We start from the raw sequence: 16,653 nt of genomic DNA on the forward strand, positions 1-16,653 counted from the left end.
TCTCTTTTATATGTTTTATTACTTAATGATAGTTGAAACGACGCCAGAACCTACAGTACGTCCACCCTCACGGATAGAGAAACGAGTTCCTTCTTCGATAGCGATAGTAGAGATAAGTTCAACTTCCATCTCAGTGTTATCGCCAGGCATTACCATTTCAGTACCTTCTGGAAGGTGTACGATACCAGTTACGTCAGTTGTACGGAAGTAGAACTGCGGACGGTAGTTAGCGAAGAATGGAGTATGACGTCCACCCTCTTCTTTAGAAAGTACATAAACTTCAGCTTTGAAACGGCTATGTGGAGTGATTGTACCTGGTTTAGCAAGTACTTGACCACGTTGGATATCTTCACGAGATACACCACGAAGTAGTGCACCGATGTTGTCACCAGCTTCAGCATAGTCAAGAAGCTTACGGAACATTTCAACACCTGTAACAGTTGTTTTACCGTTTTCTTCTTGAAGACCGATGATTTCAACTTCGTCACCGACTTTAACTTGTCCACGCTCAACACGACCAGTAGCAACTGTTCCACGACCAGTGATTGAGAATACGTCCTCAACTGGCATCATGAATGGCTTCTCAGTGTCACGCTCTGGAGTTGGGATGTACTCATCAACCGCATCCATAAGTTCGAAGATTTTTGCTTCGTAATCAGCATCACCTTCAAGAGCTTTAAGAGCAGAACCTTTGATAACAGGTACATCGTCACCAGGGAAGTCATAGTCAGAAAGAAGGTCACGAACTTCCATTTCAACAAGTTCAAGTAACTCTTCATCGTCAACCATGTCACATTTGTTAAGGAATACTACGATGTATGGTACACCTACGTTACGAGAAAGTAGGATGTGCTCACGTGTTTGTGGCATTGGACCATCAGCAGCAGATACTACTAAGATCGCGCCGTCCATTTGAGCAGCACCAGTGATCATGTTTTTAACATAGTCAGCGTGTCCTGGGCAGTCTACGTGTGCATAGTGACGAGTTTCAGTTTCATACTCAACGTGTGCTGTTGAGATTGTGATTCCACGCTCGCGCTCTTCTGGAGCACCATCGATTTGGTCATAAGCCATAGCCGTACCTTTACCAGATTTCTTATGAAGAACTGTTGAGATAGCAGCAGTTAGAGTTGTTTTACCATGGTCAACGTGTCCAATTGTACCAATGTTAGCATGCGATTTGGAACGGTCGAATTTTTCTTTAGCCATTCTAAAAATCCTCCTTAAAGGTTCATTGTATTTGGTATAGAGTGATAGAAAGTGAAGAGTTACCTCTCACTTTCTGATCTTCAATAGTAGTTATACTTTAGTTTAAAGGCAAAATCAATTATTCACCTTTATTTTTTTTGATGATTTCTTCACTGATGCTCTTAGGCACTTCTTCGTAGTGATCCATGTGCATAGTGAAAGTACCGCGTCCTTGTGTATTAGAACGGAGTGCAGTTGCATATCCGAACATTTCAGAAAGTGGAACCATTGCGCGAACAACTTGAGCGTTACCGCGAGCTTCCATACCTTCTACACGTCCACGACGAGATGTGATATCACCCATGATGTCTCCCATGTATTCTTCAGGGATAACGACTTCCACTTTCATCATTGGCTCAAGTAGAACTGGGTTACATTTGCTGACAGCATTTTTCAATGCCATAGATGCAGCAATTTTAAACGCCATTTCGTTAGAGTCAACATCGTGGTAAGATCCATCAAATAATTTTGCTTTGATGTCGATTAATGGGAATCCAGCTAATACACCATTTTCAAGTGAATCTTCAAGACCTGCTTGAATAGCTGGAATGTATTCACGAGGAACAACCCCACCGACGATTGCATTTTGGAATTCGAAGCCTGCGCCTTCTTCGTTTGGTTCGAATTCGATCCAAACGTGTCCGAACTGACCACGTCCACCAGACTGACGTACGAATTTACCTTCAACTTTTGCACCAGAACGGAATGTTTCACGGTACGCAACTTGAGGAGCTCCTACGTTAGCTTCAACCTTGAACTCACGCTTCATACGGTCAACAATGATATCAAGGTGAAGCTCACCCATACCAGAGATGATCGTTTGACCAGTTTCAGTGTTTGTTTGTGTACGGAATGTTGGATCCTCTTCAGCTAGTTTAGCTAAAGCGATACCCATTTTATCTTGGTCAGCCTTAGACTTAGGCTCGATTGCTACATCGATAACTGGCTCTGGGAATTCCATAGACTCAAGGATAACAAGACTTTTCTCGTCACAAAGAGTGTCACCAGTTGATGTATCTTTAAGACCTACAGCTGCTGCGATATCCCCTGCATATACAGTAGAGATTTCTTCACGGCTGTTTGCGTGCATTTGAAGGATACGTCCAACACGTTCACGCTTGTTCTTAGAAGAGTTCTTCACGTAAGAACCAGAATCAAGTGTTCCAGAGTATACACGGAAGAAAGTTAGTTTCCCAACATAAGGGTCAGTCATTACTTTAAAAGCAAGGGCTGCGAATGGTGCGTCATCAGTAGACTCACGTACAACCTCTTCATTTGAATCTGGCAAGGTACCTTTGATTGCAGCAACATCAGTTGGTGCAGGAAGGTAATCAAGCACAGCGTCAAGTACAAGCTGAACACCTTTGTTTTTGAAAGCAGATCCAACAAGAACTGGATAGAATTCAACATTCAACGTTCCTTTACGGATTGCAGCTTTCAATTCAGGAATTGTAATTTCTTCACCCTCAAGGTATTTTTCCATAAGCTCTTCGTCAAGCTCAGCGACAGCTTCAATTAGGCTGTTGCGAAGCTCTTCAGCTTTGTCTTTATACTCAGCAGGGATTTCTTGTGCATCAGAGCGAGTTCCAAGGTCATCTTCGTAGAAGTATGCTACGTTATCTACAAGGTCGATGATTCCTTCGAATTGATCTTCAGCGCCGATCGGCAATTGAATTGCATGAGCGTTCGCTTGAAGACGATCTCTTAATGTGCTTACAGAGTAAAGGAAGTCCGCACCGGTTTTATCCATTTTGTTAACGAATACGATACGAGGTACTCCGTAAGTTGTTGCTTGGCGCCAAACTGTTTCAGTTTGTGGCTCTACACCTGATTGTGCATCAAGAACAGCAACCGCACCATCAAGTACACGTAAAGAACGTTCAACTTCAACAGTGAAGTCTACGTGTCCTGGTGTATCGATGATGTTTACACGGTAACCTTTCCATTGTGCTGTAGTAGCAGCAGAAGTGATTGTAATACCACGTTCTTGCTCCTGCTCCATCCAGTCCATTTGGGAAGCTCCTTCGTGAGTTTCGCCAATTTTATGGATACGACCAGTGTAGTATAAGATACGCTCAGTCGTTGTCGTTTTACCGGCATCGATGTGAGCCATGATACCAATATTACGAGTTTTGTCTAAGGAGAACTCTCTTGCCATTGGGTAATTTCTCCTTCCTTATTAGGGAATAGTTTTTTTAGTTTGGTATAAATCCTACCAGCGGTAGTGAGCGAATGCTTTGTTCGCTTCTGCCATTTTGTGTGTATCTTCACGTTTCTTAACAGCAGCACCAGTGTTGTTAGCTGCGTCAAGGATTTCGTTAGCAAGACGCTCTTCCATCGTTTTTTCTCCACGAAGACGAGCGTAGTTTACTAACCAGCGAAGACCTAAAGTAGTACGACGGTCTGGGCGAACTTCTACAGGAACTTGGTAGTTGGCTCCACCTACACGACGTGCTTTAACTTCAAGAACTGGCATGATGTTTTTCAAGGCTTGTTCGAAAACCTCCATCGCTTCATTACCAGTACGTTCTTTGATGATATCAAATGACTTGTAGAGAATTGTTTGTGACTTTCCTCTTTTACCGTCGATCATCATTTTGTTGATCAAACGAGATACAAGTTTAGAATTGTAAATTGGATCTGGCAATACGTCTCTTTTTGCTACAGGACCTTTACGTGGCATCTGATAGCCTCCCTTCTCATTTAAAAGGATTTCTATCTGTCTCTCATCTCAATATCATTGTCAGTTGCCTGACTCCACTGATCTGATATCAACTTCTAAAAACCCTTATGTTTGTTTGTATTATTTGCTTTGTTTAGGGCGTTTTGTTCCGTATTTAGAACGTCCTTGCATACGACCGTCAACTCCGGCAGTATCAAGCGCACCACGAACGATGTGGTAACGTACACCCGGTAAGTCTTTTACACGTCCGCCACGGATAAGTACTACACTGTGCTCTTGTAGATTATGTCCGATACCAGGAATGTAAGCTGTTACCTCAATCAGGTTAGACAAACGTACACGAGCATATTTACGTAGTGCTGAGTTTGGTTTTTTCGGTGTCATTGTACCGACACGAGTACAAACCCCGCGCTTCTGTGGAGATGTTACGTTAGTGTGCTCTTTTTTGAAACTGTTGTATCCTTTGTTAAGTGCAGGAGACTTTGAGTTTTCAACTTTACTCACGCGTCCTTTGCGTATTAGCTGATTAATTGTAGGCATGTTGTTATTCCTCCCTTCGTTGCTTTTTTTATAACCCACATACCCAGGTGGTTCATCAAAAGGCAAAAAACAATGCTTTTGCATTTACACATGCAAAAACAAAACAAGTACGCTATAACATAATGGCAACAGCTGCTGCCCCAACTTCAATTCCGCAGGCTTTGCCGAGCTTTTTCATGGAATCTACCACTAAAATGTCTACACCCTTCTCTTGCGCTAGTTTTATTACACTAGCTGTTAAAGCAGGATCAGCATCTTTCGCTACGACGATTTCCTTTACTGAATCTCGTTTCAGAGCTTTTACTGTTTGCTTCGTACCAATAATAATGGATTGAGCCTGTGATACTTTATCATAAGACATCGAATATCCTCCAAAGTAACAGGTTTTATTTTGAGCACCTTGGTTATATTATCATCATGGCAGAAGGATGTCAATATCATATGACAGATTATCTTGACATCCTTCACCATTTTTTGATGATTTTATAGGAATCTCACGAGAAAGATTACTCTACAGGAACCATATCGTCAGACGGCTGCACTTGTGAAACCGGCTTAACTTTACGGTAGTTTGGCATTCCTGTTCCAGCTGGAACAAGTTTACCGATGATAACATTCTCTTTCAAGCCAAGCAGTTCATCACGTTTTCCTTTGATCGCCGCATCTGTTAGGACACGAGTCGTTTCTTGGAAGGATGCCGCAGACAAGAATGAGTCTGTTTCAAGCGATGCTTTTGTAATACCAAGAAGAACTGGACGGCCTGTTGCAGGACGTTTGCCTTCGAATAGTACTTTTTTGTTCGCTTCAGTGAATTGATGTACATCAAGAAGTGTGCCTGGTAATACATCTGTATCCCCTGCATCAGCGACACGCACTTTACGAAGCATTTGGCGAACCATTACCTCAACGTGCTTATCTCCGATTTCTACCCCTTGCATACGGTATACTTTTTGTACTTCATGAAGCAGATATTCTTGAACAGCTGTCATGTCAGTCACTTTAAGAAGTTCTTTCGGATCGATCGAACCTTCTGTCAGTACTTGACCACGAGTGACTTTGTCACCTTCAACAACTTTCAGACGCGCATTGTAAGGAGCTGTGTAAGAACGAGTTTCAACGTCGCCTTGAACCACAATTTCCTGCTGCTTGTCACGAACATCGTTAATTTCAGCAACGACACCATCAATTTCAGAAATGGTCGCTTGCCCTTTCGGATTACGCGCTTCAAATAGCTCTTGGATACGAGGTAAACCTTGTGTGATATCGTCTCCTGCTACCCCACCGGTGTGGAACGTACGCATTGTAAGCTGTGTTCCTGGCTCACCGATTGATTGAGCAGCGATGATTCCAACTGCTTCACCGACTTCAACGTCAGTACCAGTTGCAAGGTTACGGCCGTAGCATCGTTTACATACACCATGAGGCGTGTTACATGTAAATGCAGAACGGATCCATACTTCCTCAATTCCTGCTTCAACTACTTCAAGTGCTTTATCTTCATCAATTAGTTCGTTTTCGTCCACAATGACTTCGCCCGTTTCAGGATGAACAATTGGTTTTCTTGCAAAACGTCCGATCAGACGTTCTTCAAGCTTCTCAATAATTTCATTTCCTTCTCTAATGGACTTCGCCAAGATACCACGGTCTGTACCGCAATCTGTTTCACGGATGATAACATCCTGTGCAACATCGACTAGACGACGCGTGAGGTAACCTGAGTCAGCTGTTTTAAGGGCTGTATCGGCAAGACCTTTACGCGCTCCGTGAGTGGAAATAAAGTATTCCAATACGGTTAAACCTTCACGGAAACTAGATTTAATCGGAAGTTCAATGATACGTCCAGCCGGGTTGGCCATCAGACCACGCATACCAGCCAACTGAGTGAAGTTAGATGCGTTACCACGCGCTCCAGAGTCACTCATCATGTAGATTGGGTTGACTTCATCAAGGGACTTCATCAGTTTACCTTGGATGACATCTTTAGAAGAACTCCAGATCGAAATGACTCTCTCGTAACGCTCTTCTTCAGTAATCAAACCACGTCTGAATTGCTTCAAGACGTTATCTACTTTTGCTTGTGCTTCTTCGAGGATCTTCTGCTTATCATCTAATACGACGATGTCAGACACACCAACCGTAATACCCGCTTTAGTAGAGTATTTGAAACCAAGATTTTTCATGCGATCAAGCATTTTAGATGTCTCAGTGATATGGAATCTCTTAAAGATTTCCGCAATGATTTTACCTAAAATACCTTTTTTGAACGGCGCATTGATTTCTTGTTTCTCGATCGCAGCTTTGACATCCTCACCTTTTTCAAGGAAGAAGCGGTCAGGCGTTTTTTCTTCAATATTGCTCTTTGTCGGCTCATTCATGTAAGGGAATGATTCCGGTAAGATTTCGTTAAAGATCAGTTTTCCAACTGTTGTGATCAACAATTTAGAACGCTGTTCATCAGTAAATGTCACATTCTTCAACGAGCTAGCTGCAACAGCTACACGTGTATGAAGATGCACATACCCATTTTGATAAGCTAGAAGGGCTTCGTCAGTATCTTTGAAGACCATACCTTCTCCGATAGCACCTTTACGCTCAAGTGTAAGGTAGTAGTTACCAAGCACCATATCCTGAGATGGCGTAACAACAGGTTTTCCATCTTTCGGGTTCAAAATGTTTTGAGCAGCAAGCATTAAGATACGAGCTTCAGCTTGAGCCTCAGCAGATAATGGTACGTGAACCGCCATTTGGTCACCGTCAAAGTCAGCGTTGTAGGCTGTACATACAAGTGGATGCAGACGAATTGCGCGTCCTTCCACAAGTGTAGGTTCAAACGCTTGAATACCAAGTCTGTGAAGAGTCGGTGCACGGTTTAGTAAGACTGGGTGCTCACGAATAACTGATTCTAAAACATCCCATACTTCCGGCTGCACGCGCTCAATTTTACGCTTCGCACTCTTGATGTTGTGAGCTAAACCTTTTTCAACAAGCTCCTTCATCACGAATGGTTTGAATAATTCAAGAGCCATTTCTTTCGGAAGTCCACACTGATACATTTTCAAATGTGGTCCTACGACGATAACGGAACGTCCAGAATAGTCAACACGTTTACCGAGCAAGTTTTGACGGAAACGTCCTTGTTTCCCTTTCAGCATATGAGAAAGAGATTTCAATGGTCTATTTCCTGGTCCTGTTACTGGTCGGCCTCTACGTCCATTATCAATCAAGGCATCGACAGCTTCTTGAAGCATACGCTTCTCGTTCTGAACGATGATGCTTGGCGCACCAAGATCTAATAAACGTTTCAGACGATTGTTACGGTTGATAACACGACGATAAAGGTCGTTTAAGTCAGAAGTAGCAAAACGTCCACCATCAAGCTGGACCATTGGACGTAATTCTGGCGGAATAACCGGAAGTACATCAAGAATCATCCATGATGGTTTGTTTCCTGAGTTACGGAAGGCTTCTAGCACTTCAAGGCGTTTAATCGCACGTGTACGACGCTGTCCTTGAGCAGTTTTCAGCTCTTCTTTCAGTGTATCTACTTCTTTTACAAGATCGATATCTTGAAGAAGTTTATTGATTGCTTCTGCACCCATAGCTGCTTGGAACGTATTACCGTATTTATCTAAATACGCACGGAATTCCTTCTCAGAAAGAAGTTGTTTCTTCTCAAGCGGTGTGTTGCCCGGATCTGTTACAACGTAAGAAGCGAAGTAAATCACTTCTTCTAACGCACGTGGTGACATATCAAGAACAAGACCCATACGGCTTGGGATACCTTTGAAATACCAAATGTGGGAAACTGGGGCAGCCAGTTCGATATGCCCCATTCTCTCACGACGGACTTTTGCCCGTGTTACTTCTACACCACAACGGTCACATACAACACCCTTATAACGAACGCGTTTATACTTTCCACAATGACATTCCCAGTCTTTTTGCGGTCCGAAGATACGTTCACAAAAGAGACCATCTTTTTCAGGTTTCAGTGTACGATAGTTAATCGTTTCAGGCTTTTTCACTTCACCAAAAGACCAAGAACGGATTTTATCAGGTGATGCGAGACCGATGTTCATATACTCAAAATTGTTCACATCTAGCAAGGGGCCTACCTCCCTTTTAATCTTCGGGTTATACCCTAGTCACTTGCTCTAATCGTTTCTGCTATTCTTTTGTGACTGCGTCACGTTCAAGATCGACAGGTGCGAGGTCTGCAGCATCTTCGTCATTAGATAACGCTAATCCGTCTGCTTTCTTCGTTTCCTCATCGTCTTCTAAATCTCTCATTTCTATCTCTTCTTCATCGCCAGATAGGATTTTGACATCCATACCTAAACTTTGAAGTTCTTTAATTAACACTTTGAATGATTCAGGGACACCTGGTTCAGGGACGTTATCCCCTTTGACGATGGCCTCGTATGTTTTCACACGACCTACAACGTCATCCGATTTAACTGTTAAGATCTCTTGAAGTGTGTATGCTGCACCGTAAGCTTCAAGTGCCCATACTTCCATCTCTCCGAAACGCTGACCACCAAACTGTGCTTTACCGCCAAGTGGCTGCTGCGTAACAAGTGAGTATGGTCCAGTTGAACGGGCGTGAAGTTTATCGTCAACCATGTGAGCCAGTTTGATCATGTACATGATTCCGACTGATACACGGTTATCGAATGGTTCACCAGTTCGACCGTCATAAAGGACTGTTTTCGCATCACGGGACATACCTGCTTCTTCAAGCGTTTCCCAAACATCTTCCTCACGCGCACCATCGAATACTGGTGACGCAATGTGGATGCCAAGGTAACGTGCAGCCATACCCATATGAAGTTCAAGTACCTGACCGATGTTCATACGAGATGGTACCCCTAGAGGGTTTAACATGATATCAATCGGTGTTCCATCTGGAAGATACGGCATATCTTCTTCTGGAAGGATTTTAGAGATAACCCCTTTGTTACCATGTCGTCCGGCCATTTTGTCACCTTCAGAAATTTTACGCTTCTGAACGATGTATACGCGGACTAACTGGTTTACACCTGGAGGTAATTCATCTCCATCTTCACGGTTAAAGACTTTGACGTCGTGGATAATTCCGCCGCCGCCGTGTGGAACACGTAGAGACGTATCACGCACTTCACGAGCCTTTTCACCGAAGATTGCATGTAATAGACGTTCTTCAGCTGTTAGTTCTGTTACACCTTTAGGCGTTACTTTCCCTACAAGAAGGTCTCCGTCTTTTACTTCTGCACCAATACGGATGATTCCGCGCTCGTCAAGGTTGCGTAAAGCATCTTCCCCAACGTTTGGAATATCACGAGTGATTTCTTCCGGTCCAAGCTTTGTATCACGAGCTTCTGATTCATATTCTTCAATATGAATAGACGTGTAGACGTCATCTTTTACAAGGCGCTCACTCATGATGATCGCATCCTCGTAGTTATAACCGTCCCAAGTCATGAAGCCGACCATGACGTTACGTCCTAGAGCCAATTCACCTTTTTCCATTGAAGGACCGTCTGCAAGGATTTCTCCTTTTACGACTTCATCTCCAACACTTACGATTGGACGCTGGTTGTAGCAAGTCCCTTGGTTAGAGCGGACAAATTTCAGCAAGCTGTATTTGTCTAGATTTCCTTTGACTTGTTGTCCGTCAACGTCTTCATAGCGACGAACCCAAATATTTTTCGCTTCAACACGTTCTACAACACCAGGGTAGCGGCAGATAACAGCAGCACCAGAGTCTTTCCCTGATACATACTCCATACCTGTACCAACAATCGGTGATTCCGGCTGCATCAAAGGCACAGCCTGACGTTGCATGTTCGCTCCCATTAGAGCACGGTTAGAGTCATCGTTTTCTAAGAATGGGATACATGCTGTCGCTGCAGAAACAACCTGCTTTGGCGAAACGTCCATGTAGTCAACGCGGTTTCGAGGAACAACTGTGTTTTCCCCTCTGAAACGAGCAATGATATTATCATCGATAAACGAACCATCTTCACCTAATATAGCATTCGCTTGTGCTACAACGTAGTTATCCTCTTCATCAGCAGTTAAGTAATCGATTCTCGGTGTCACTTTACCTGTTTCAGGGTCAACCCGGCGGTAAGGTGTTTCAATAAAGCCGAAGCGATTCACTTTTGCAAATGAAGATAGAGAGTTGATCAAACCGATGTTTGGACCCTCTGGTGTTTCAATCGGACACATACGGCCATAGTGAGAGTAGTGAACGTCACGAACTTCCATTCCTGCACGCTCACGTGTCAAACCACCCGGTCCAAGCGCCGACAGACGACGTTTGTGCGTCAATTCAGCAAGCGGGTTTGTTTGATCCATGAACTGAGAAAGCTGAGAGCTACCAAAGAACTCTTTGATAGAAGCGATCACAGGACGGATGTTGATCAGTTGCTGAGGTGTGATCGTGTTTGTGTCTTGGATCGACATTCTTTCACGAACAACACGCTCCATTCTGCTTAAACCAATACGGAATTGGTTTTGCAGAAGCTCACCTACAGAACGCAGGCGACGGTTACCAAGGTGATCGATATCATCTGTGTCACCTACACCATGAAGAAGGTTGAAGAAGTAACTGATCGATGCAATGATGTCAGAAGGCGTGATGTTTTTCACAGCTTCCTCTACGTATGCATTCCCGATCACGTTGATCACTTGCTCGCCTTCTTGATCAGACGGTGCATAAATCTTAATAGATTGAAGTTCTACTTCATCTTCTACTACGCCACCATTTGGATAAAGCTTTCTAAATCCGATGCCGTTTTCTAAGTATGGAAGAACTTTATCAAGAACTCTTCTGTCTAAAATTTGACCTTTTTCTGCTAGAATTTCACCTGTTTCAGGGTCAACTAACGTTTCAGCCAATTTTTGATTGAACAGTCTATTTTTAATATGAAGCTTTTTATTAATCTTGTAGCGTCCAACATTAGCTAGGTCATATCTCTTCGGATCGAAGAAGCGAGAGTCTAGCAGGCTTTTCGCATTTTCAACAGTTGGCGGCTCTCCAGGACGGAGGCGCTCGTAGATTTCGAGAAGTGCTTTATCCGCATTCTCTGTATTGTCTTTTTCCAGCGTGTTGCGTAAGTATTCATTCTCGCCAATGAGGTCAAGAATCTCTTGATCAGAGCTGAAGCCGAGAGCACGCAAAAGAACCGTAACCGGCAACTTACGTGTGCGATCGATGCGTACATAGACTACATCCTTCGCATCAGTTTCGTATTCTAACCATGCGCCACGGTTTGGAATGACAGTCGCAGTAAAACCTTTTTTACCGTTTTTGTCTACTTTACCACTGAAATATACACTTGGAGAACGCACTAACTGAGAAACGATTACACGTTCCGCACCGTTAATGATAAAAGTACCTGTGTCTGTCATGATTGGGAAATCACCCATGAACACATCTTGGTCTTTTACTTCTCCAGTTTCTTTGTTAATTAAACGAACTTTTACTCTTAGTGGAGCAGAGTAAGTTACATCACGTTCTTTTGATTCTGCTACAGGATACTTAGGATCCCCTAGGCTGTAATCAATGAATTCAAGAGAAAGGTTACCAGTAAAATCCTCAATTGGGGATATATCTTGAAACATCTCTCTAAGACCCTCATCAAGAAACCACTGATAAGAAGAGGTTTGAATTTCAATGAGATTTGGTAATTCTAACACTTCGCTTATGCGTGCGTAGCTTCTGCGCTGGCGGTGTCGTCCATACTGAACTAGTTGACCTGTCAACTGATTCACCCCTCAAATCATGCGTATTATATGTGTAAAAAGTATTTCAGCCTTTCAAATGTCAGTAAAGAAATACTTTTACAAGACAAAAGAAAAAAGGGTTTCTAAAATAAGAAAACCACATCCAAAAACAAATACCGATTTTATTAGTTTTCCCAAGTATGCATAATTTATACAAAATAGTTGTTTTTTAAGCCTATCAAGCAAAATATACACATTGGCATTTTATAATGTTAACACAGCTAGGAAACTGCGTCAAACTTTTTTAGCTTTGATAATATAGTAGCCCTTTTTTTTCAATACAACCTCGACTTCTCCAAAGAGCTGTTCTAATTTTTCAATCGCAGATGGTCCGCCCTGCTTTTTCTGAATAACCACCCACAACTCACCTTCCGGCAATAAATGATCAGCACTTTTTTCAAAGATCGCATGTACAACTTTCTTCCCTGCCCGTATTGGGGGATTGGTCAGTATAGAGGCAAAAGCAGCTGATGAATGAACATTCGAGAACAAATCACTTTGATAGATGCGGACATTATCAATGCGATTATGTTTAGCGTTTTCCTTTGAAAGTTCGACTGCTCTTTCGTTCACATCAATCATATGAATGGTGCGGCTCGTCATTTCGTTTGCTAACGATAAGCCAATCGGTCCATAACCGCAACCGACATCTAAGACATCGCCATCCACGTCAGGTTCTTCAAAAGCTTCAATTAAAAGCCTTGAACCAAAGTCGACTTCTTTCTTAGAAAACACTCCACTGTCACTTGTAAAAGTAAAGGTACGGTTTCTCAAGGTGAAGTCCCATGTCTGTTTATTGCTTTTCACTGATGGCTTTTCCGTATAATAGTGGTCACTCATGATGAATGGACCTCCTCTGGATTCAATCGTTTCAGGAGAATAGAAAAGAAAAAGCCCGCCAGTAAAAGCGAGCTTTCCCAAAAGATTAGGCGAAGATTACTTAACTTCTACAGAAGCGCCAACTTCTTCAAGCTTAGCTTTAAGTTCTTCAGCTTCTTCTTTAGCAATACCTTCTTTAAGTGGTTTTGGAGTGTTGTCAACAAGTTCTTTAGCTTCTTTCAAGCCAAGACCAGTGATTTCACGAACCACTTTGATAACTTTGATTTTTTGGTCTCCAGCACCAGCAAGTACTAGATCAAAATCAGTTTTCTCTTCAGCAGCGGCACCACCAGCTGCAGCTACAGCTACAGGAGCAGCAGCAGTTACGCCAAATTCTTCTTCGATTGCTTTTACTAAGTCGTTTAACTCAAGTACAGTTGCTTCTTTAACTGAAGCAATGATTTCTTCGATATTTAAAGCCATTTGTAATTCCTCCATTTTAAGTTTTTTACGTTAAGTACGCATTAAGCGCCTTGTTCTTCTTTTTGTTCTGCAACTGCTTTAGTAGCAAGAGCAAGGTTACGAACTGGAGCTTGAAGAACGCTAAGCAACATAGAAAGTAAGCCTTCGCGAGACGGAAGTTCCGCAAGAGCCTTCACTTCTTCTACAGTCGCTACGTTTCCTTCGATGACACCAGCTTTGATTTCTAAAGCTTCGTGGCTTTTCGCAAATTCGTTGATGATTTTCGCAGGTGCGATAACATCTTCGTTACTGAATGCGATAGCGTTTGGACCTGTTAAGAAATCGTTTAAACCCGTTAGTTCAACTTGTTCAACTGCACGGCGAGTCAAAGTATTTTTGTAAACTTTGAATTCTACGCCAGCATCACGAAGCTGTTTACGAAGTTCAGTCACTTCAGAAACTGAAAGACCACGGTAATCTACAATTACAGTAGACATACTGTCTTTAAATTTAGAAGTAATTTCATCAACGACAACTTTTTTAGTATCGATTGCATTGCTCATGGTTACACCTCCTGTACATTCTTTGTGTAACACTTATACCGATCAGGCCATCACGTTCCTAACGAACGGTTCTCCATATAAAAAGCCTCCATTAAGACATGGAGGCTGTATATACAAGCATACGTTAACGTAAGACTGTGACATATACACCTCGGCGGGTTAATTAAGCCATAAGGCCCCTGCTGTCTACGGTATAAATGGACATATTCTATTTTACAACATTTTGATATTATCAAAACGATTGTGATAAGTCAAGATTTATTTTGCAGAGAAAGAAGATGGATCCACTTTCACGCCAGGGCCCATAGTAGTTGTAACAGAAACGTTTTTCACGTATACACCTTTAGCCGCTGCAGGTTTTGCTTTAAGGATTGTATCATAGATTGTTGCAAAGTTCTCAACAAGCTTTTCGTCCTCGAAAGAAACCTTTCCGATTGGCGCGTGGATGTTACCAGCTTTATCAACGCGGTATTCTACTTTACCAGCTTTGATTTCATTGATTGCTTTTTCTACTTCGAATGTAACAGTTCCTGTTTTAGGGTTTGGCATAAGACCTTTTGGTCCAAGTACACGACCGATCTTACCAACTTCACCCATCATGTCAGGTGTTGCAACGATTACATCGAATTCGAACCAGCCTTGTTGGATTTTAGTGATGTAATCAGAATCTCCAACGTAGTCTGCTCCAGCAGCTTCTGCTTCTTTTGCTTTTTCGCCTTTAGCGAACACAAGAACGCGTTGAGTTTTACCAGTTCCGTTAGGAAGTACAACTGCACCGCGGATTTGTTGATCGTTTTTACGAGGGTCTACGCCCAAACGAAAAGCAACTTCTACAGTCGCATCAAATTTCGCTGTATTTGCTTTTTTTGTAAGAGAAACAGCTTCAGCTACATCATACGCTTTAGTACGTTCGATCAGCTTAGCAGCTTCTACATACTTTTTACCTTTTTTAGCCATTATAAAAATCCTCCTTATGTGGTTTTAGCGGAATAACCTCCCACGAATAAGGGTTGCGAACTTGTCAAAACCAAACTCGCAACCCAACAAGACAATAAATTAATCTTCGATGACAATACCCATACTGCGTGCAGTACCTTCAACCATGCGCATAGCTGATTCAACGCTAGCAGCGTTTAAGTCAGGCATTTTTGTTTCCGCGATTTCGCGTACTTTATCACGCTTAACAGTTGCCACTTTATTACGGTTAGGTTCACCAGAACCAGACTCAATACCAGCTGCTTTTTTAAGTAAAACTGCAGCAGGTGGAGTTTTAGTAATAAATGTAAATGAACGGTCTTCAAAAACCGAAATTTCAACAGGAATGATAAGACCAGCTTGGTCAGCTGTACGAGCATTAAACTCCTTACAGAATCCCATGATATTAACACCGGCTTGACCTAGTGCAGGTCCAACTGGTGGAGCTGGGTTAGCTTTTCCAGCAGGAATTTGCAATTTAACAACTTTAACTACTTTTTTAGCCACGAGACACACCTCCTTAAAGTCCGTGATGTGGTAATAGGGGAATCCCCCTCCCACTCAACAACTTCATTCTTTATATGAATGACGAAATAACTAGCTAGCGATCTTGAGCGAACTCAAGACGTACCTTTGCTATATTACCACTTCTATACACTCATTTCAAGCTCTTTTGAATTACAATTTATCGATCTGCGTGAACTCAAGTTCCACGGGTGTTTCTCTACCAAACATATTAACGAATACTTTGACTTTGCTTTTATCGTAATCAATCTCTTCGATAGAGCCTGTGAAGTTAGCAAATGGTCCGTCGATTACCTTGACTGTTTCTTTCAATTCAAAGTCGATTTCTGTTTTGCGTTCTTCAAGACCCATTCTCTTCAGAATGGTTTCGGCTTCGCCTGGCAGCAGCGCTGTCGGCTTTGAGCCTGATCCAGCTGATCCAACGAATCCTGTGACACCTGGTGTATTACGAACAACATACCAAGAGTCGTCAGTCATCACGATTTCCACTAGGACATAGCCAGGGAATACTTTCTTTTTGACGACTTTTTTCTTACCATTTTTAATATCTGTTTCTTCTTCTTCTGGTACGACAACGCGGAAGATTTTATCCTGCATGCCCATTGATTCAACACGCTTTTCCAAGTTTGCTTTTACTTTGTTTTCATAGCCAGAGTACGTATGCACAACATACCAATTCTTTTCCATTTCGTTCAGGACTATTCAGTCCTTCCCTCCCCACATTTCGTAATGTCTATTTGACGAATCTCGAGTACCGGTAAATATTTTCAAGCAATTGAAAAAACCCGTAAAACGGGTTTTTTGGCAAGTCATATTATGATCTATTATAGCACGTTCAGCAGACCATTATTCAAGTATTAATGAATTAATTCGATTAATTGTGAGATTCCTATATCAAGAAAAGAGAAAAAGATTGCAAAGAATACGACTGTTAAAATAACCGTGATTGTGTAGCGAATCATTTCGTTTTTCTTTGGCCAGCTGACCTTTTTCATTTCTTTCCCGACACTTTTTAAGAAACTGATAATACGCATGTAAAAGACCTCCACAGATTAAAGAACGCAAATC

14 protein-coding genes and 1 other annotated feature are annotated in these 16,653 nt (G+C 42.3%); all 14 genes read right to left on the reverse strand.

Annotated elements, in window-relative coordinates; translation table 11 throughout:
* Positions 1–18: 18 nt before the first annotated feature.
* The gene (gene tuf, locus C6Y02_RS17940; protein WP_034283892.1) at positions 19–1,209 is read right to left on the reverse strand and encodes an elongation factor Tu; all 1,191 of its coding nucleotides are present in this window, start codon (positions 1,207–1,209) and stop codon (positions 19–21) included.
* 118 nt (positions 1,210–1,327) lie between these two features.
* Positions 1,328–3,406 carry an elongation factor G gene (fusA, locus tag C6Y02_RS17945; protein WP_106031908.1) on the reverse strand — a complete coding sequence of 693 codons (2,079 nt, stop codon included), beginning with the start codon at positions 3,404–3,406 and terminating at the stop codon, positions 1,328–1,330.
* A 54-nt stretch (positions 3,407–3,460) separates the two neighbouring features.
* Positions 3,461–3,931: a 30S ribosomal protein S7 gene (rpsG, locus tag C6Y02_RS17950; protein ID WP_003216884.1), complete on the reverse strand. Its 471-nt coding sequence runs from the start codon at positions 3,929–3,931 to the stop codon at positions 3,461–3,463.
* A 120-nt stretch (positions 3,932–4,051) separates the two neighbouring features.
* Positions 4,052–4,471: a 30S ribosomal protein S12 gene (gene rpsL, locus C6Y02_RS17955; RefSeq protein WP_003216962.1), complete on the reverse strand. Its 420-nt coding sequence runs from the start codon at positions 4,469–4,471 to the stop codon at positions 4,052–4,054.
* A gap of 112 nt (positions 4,472–4,583) precedes the next feature.
* Positions 4,584–4,832 carry a 50S ribosomal protein L7ae-like protein gene (locus C6Y02_RS17960; protein WP_034665612.1) on the reverse strand — a complete coding sequence of 83 codons (249 nt, stop codon included), beginning with the start codon at positions 4,830–4,832 and terminating at the stop codon, positions 4,584–4,586.
* A 145-nt stretch (positions 4,833–4,977) separates the two neighbouring features.
* Positions 4,978–8,577, reverse strand: coding sequence for a DNA-directed RNA polymerase subunit beta' (gene rpoC / locus C6Y02_RS17965; protein WP_034665614.1), 3,600 nt, complete (start codon positions 8,575–8,577; stop codon positions 4,978–4,980).
* A 61-nt stretch (positions 8,578–8,638) separates the two neighbouring features.
* On the reverse strand, positions 8,639–12,220 hold the full coding sequence (rpoB, locus tag C6Y02_RS17970; RefSeq protein WP_003217223.1) for a DNA-directed RNA polymerase subunit beta: 3,582 nt from the start codon (positions 12,218–12,220) through the stop codon (positions 8,639–8,641).
* A gap of 255 nt (positions 12,221–12,475) precedes the next feature.
* The gene (locus C6Y02_RS17975) at positions 12,476–13,081 is read right to left on the reverse strand and encodes a class I SAM-dependent methyltransferase (RefSeq protein ID WP_044139657.1); all 606 of its coding nucleotides are present in this window, start codon (positions 13,079–13,081) and stop codon (positions 12,476–12,478) included.
* Between the two features lie 96 nt (positions 13,082–13,177).
* Positions 13,178–13,543, reverse strand: a complete 366-nt coding sequence (gene rplL, locus C6Y02_RS17980; RefSeq protein ID WP_003216952.1) for a 50S ribosomal protein L7/L12 — start codon at positions 13,541–13,543, stop codon at positions 13,178–13,180.
* Between the two features lie 41 nt (positions 13,544–13,584).
* The gene (gene rplJ, locus C6Y02_RS17985) at positions 13,585–14,085 is read right to left on the reverse strand and encodes a 50S ribosomal protein L10 (RefSeq protein WP_034665618.1); all 501 of its coding nucleotides are present in this window, start codon (positions 14,083–14,085) and stop codon (positions 13,585–13,587) included.
* A gap of 69 nt (positions 14,086–14,154) precedes the next feature.
* Positions 14,155–14,295, reverse strand: a sequence feature (ribosomal protein L10 leader region).
* Positions 14,296–14,343: 48 nt separating this feature from the next.
* A complete protein-coding gene (gene rplA, locus C6Y02_RS17990; protein ID WP_034665623.1) occupies positions 14,344–15,042 on the reverse strand; it encodes a 50S ribosomal protein L1 in 699 nt (232 codons plus the stop codon).
* Positions 15,043–15,141: 99 nt separating this feature from the next.
* Positions 15,142–15,567, reverse strand: coding sequence for a 50S ribosomal protein L11 (gene rplK / locus C6Y02_RS17995; protein WP_003216956.1), 426 nt, complete (start codon positions 15,565–15,567; stop codon positions 15,142–15,144).
* Positions 15,568–15,738: 171 nt separating this feature from the next.
* Positions 15,739–16,272, reverse strand: a complete 534-nt coding sequence (gene nusG / locus C6Y02_RS18000; protein WP_003217197.1) for a transcription termination/antitermination protein NusG — start codon at positions 16,270–16,272, stop codon at positions 15,739–15,741.
* Positions 16,273–16,442: 170 nt separating this feature from the next.
* Positions 16,443–16,619 (reverse strand): preprotein translocase subunit SecE, encoded by a 177-nt coding sequence (secE, locus tag C6Y02_RS18005; protein WP_003216942.1) that lies wholly within the window; start codon positions 16,617–16,619, stop codon positions 16,443–16,445.
* Positions 16,620–16,653: the final 34 nt, after the last annotated feature.

This window comes from Bacillus sp. NMCC4, assembly GCF_002998555.1.
In the GTDB taxonomy this organism is placed as follows: Bacteria; Bacillota; Bacilli; order Bacillales; family Bacillaceae; genus Bacillus.

Excerpts from the sequence above, each read along its gene's own strand:
- tuf (WP_034283892.1), bottom strand. The coding sequence starts at position 1,209 with ATGGCTAAAGAAAAATTCGACCGTTCCAAATCGCATGCTAACATTGGT.
- fusA (WP_106031908.1), bottom strand. The coding sequence starts at position 3,406 with ATGGCAAGAGAGTTCTCCTTAGACAAAACTCGTAATATTGGTATCATG.
- rpsG (WP_003216884.1), bottom strand. The coding sequence starts at position 3,931 with ATGCCACGTAAAGGTCCTGTAGCAAAAAGAGACGTATTGCCAGATCCA.
- rpsL (WP_003216962.1), bottom strand. The coding sequence starts at position 4,471 with ATGCCTACAATTAATCAGCTAATACGCAAAGGACGCGTGAGTAAAGTT.
- C6Y02_RS17960 (WP_034665612.1), bottom strand. The coding sequence starts at position 4,832 with ATGTCTTATGATAAAGTATCACAGGCTCAATCCATTATTATTGGTACG.
- C6Y02_RS17975 (WP_044139657.1), bottom strand. The coding sequence starts at position 13,081 with ATGAGTGACCACTATTATACGGAAAAGCCATCAGTGAAAAGCAATAAA.
- rplL (WP_003216952.1), bottom strand. The coding sequence starts at position 13,543 with ATGGCTTTAAATATCGAAGAAATCATTGCTTCAGTTAAAGAAGCAACT.
- rplJ (WP_034665618.1), bottom strand. The coding sequence starts at position 14,085 with ATGAGCAATGCAATCGATACTAAAAAAGTTGTCGTTGATGAAATTACT.
- rplA (WP_034665623.1), bottom strand. The coding sequence starts at position 15,042 with ATGGCTAAAAAAGGTAAAAAGTATGTAGAAGCTGCTAAGCTGATCGAA.
- nusG (WP_003217197.1), bottom strand. The coding sequence starts at position 16,272 with ATGGAAAAGAATTGGTATGTTGTGCATACGTACTCTGGCTATGAAAAC.
- secE (WP_003216942.1), bottom strand. The coding sequence starts at position 16,619 with ATGCGTATTATCAGTTTCTTAAAAAGTGTCGGGAAAGAAATGAAAAAG.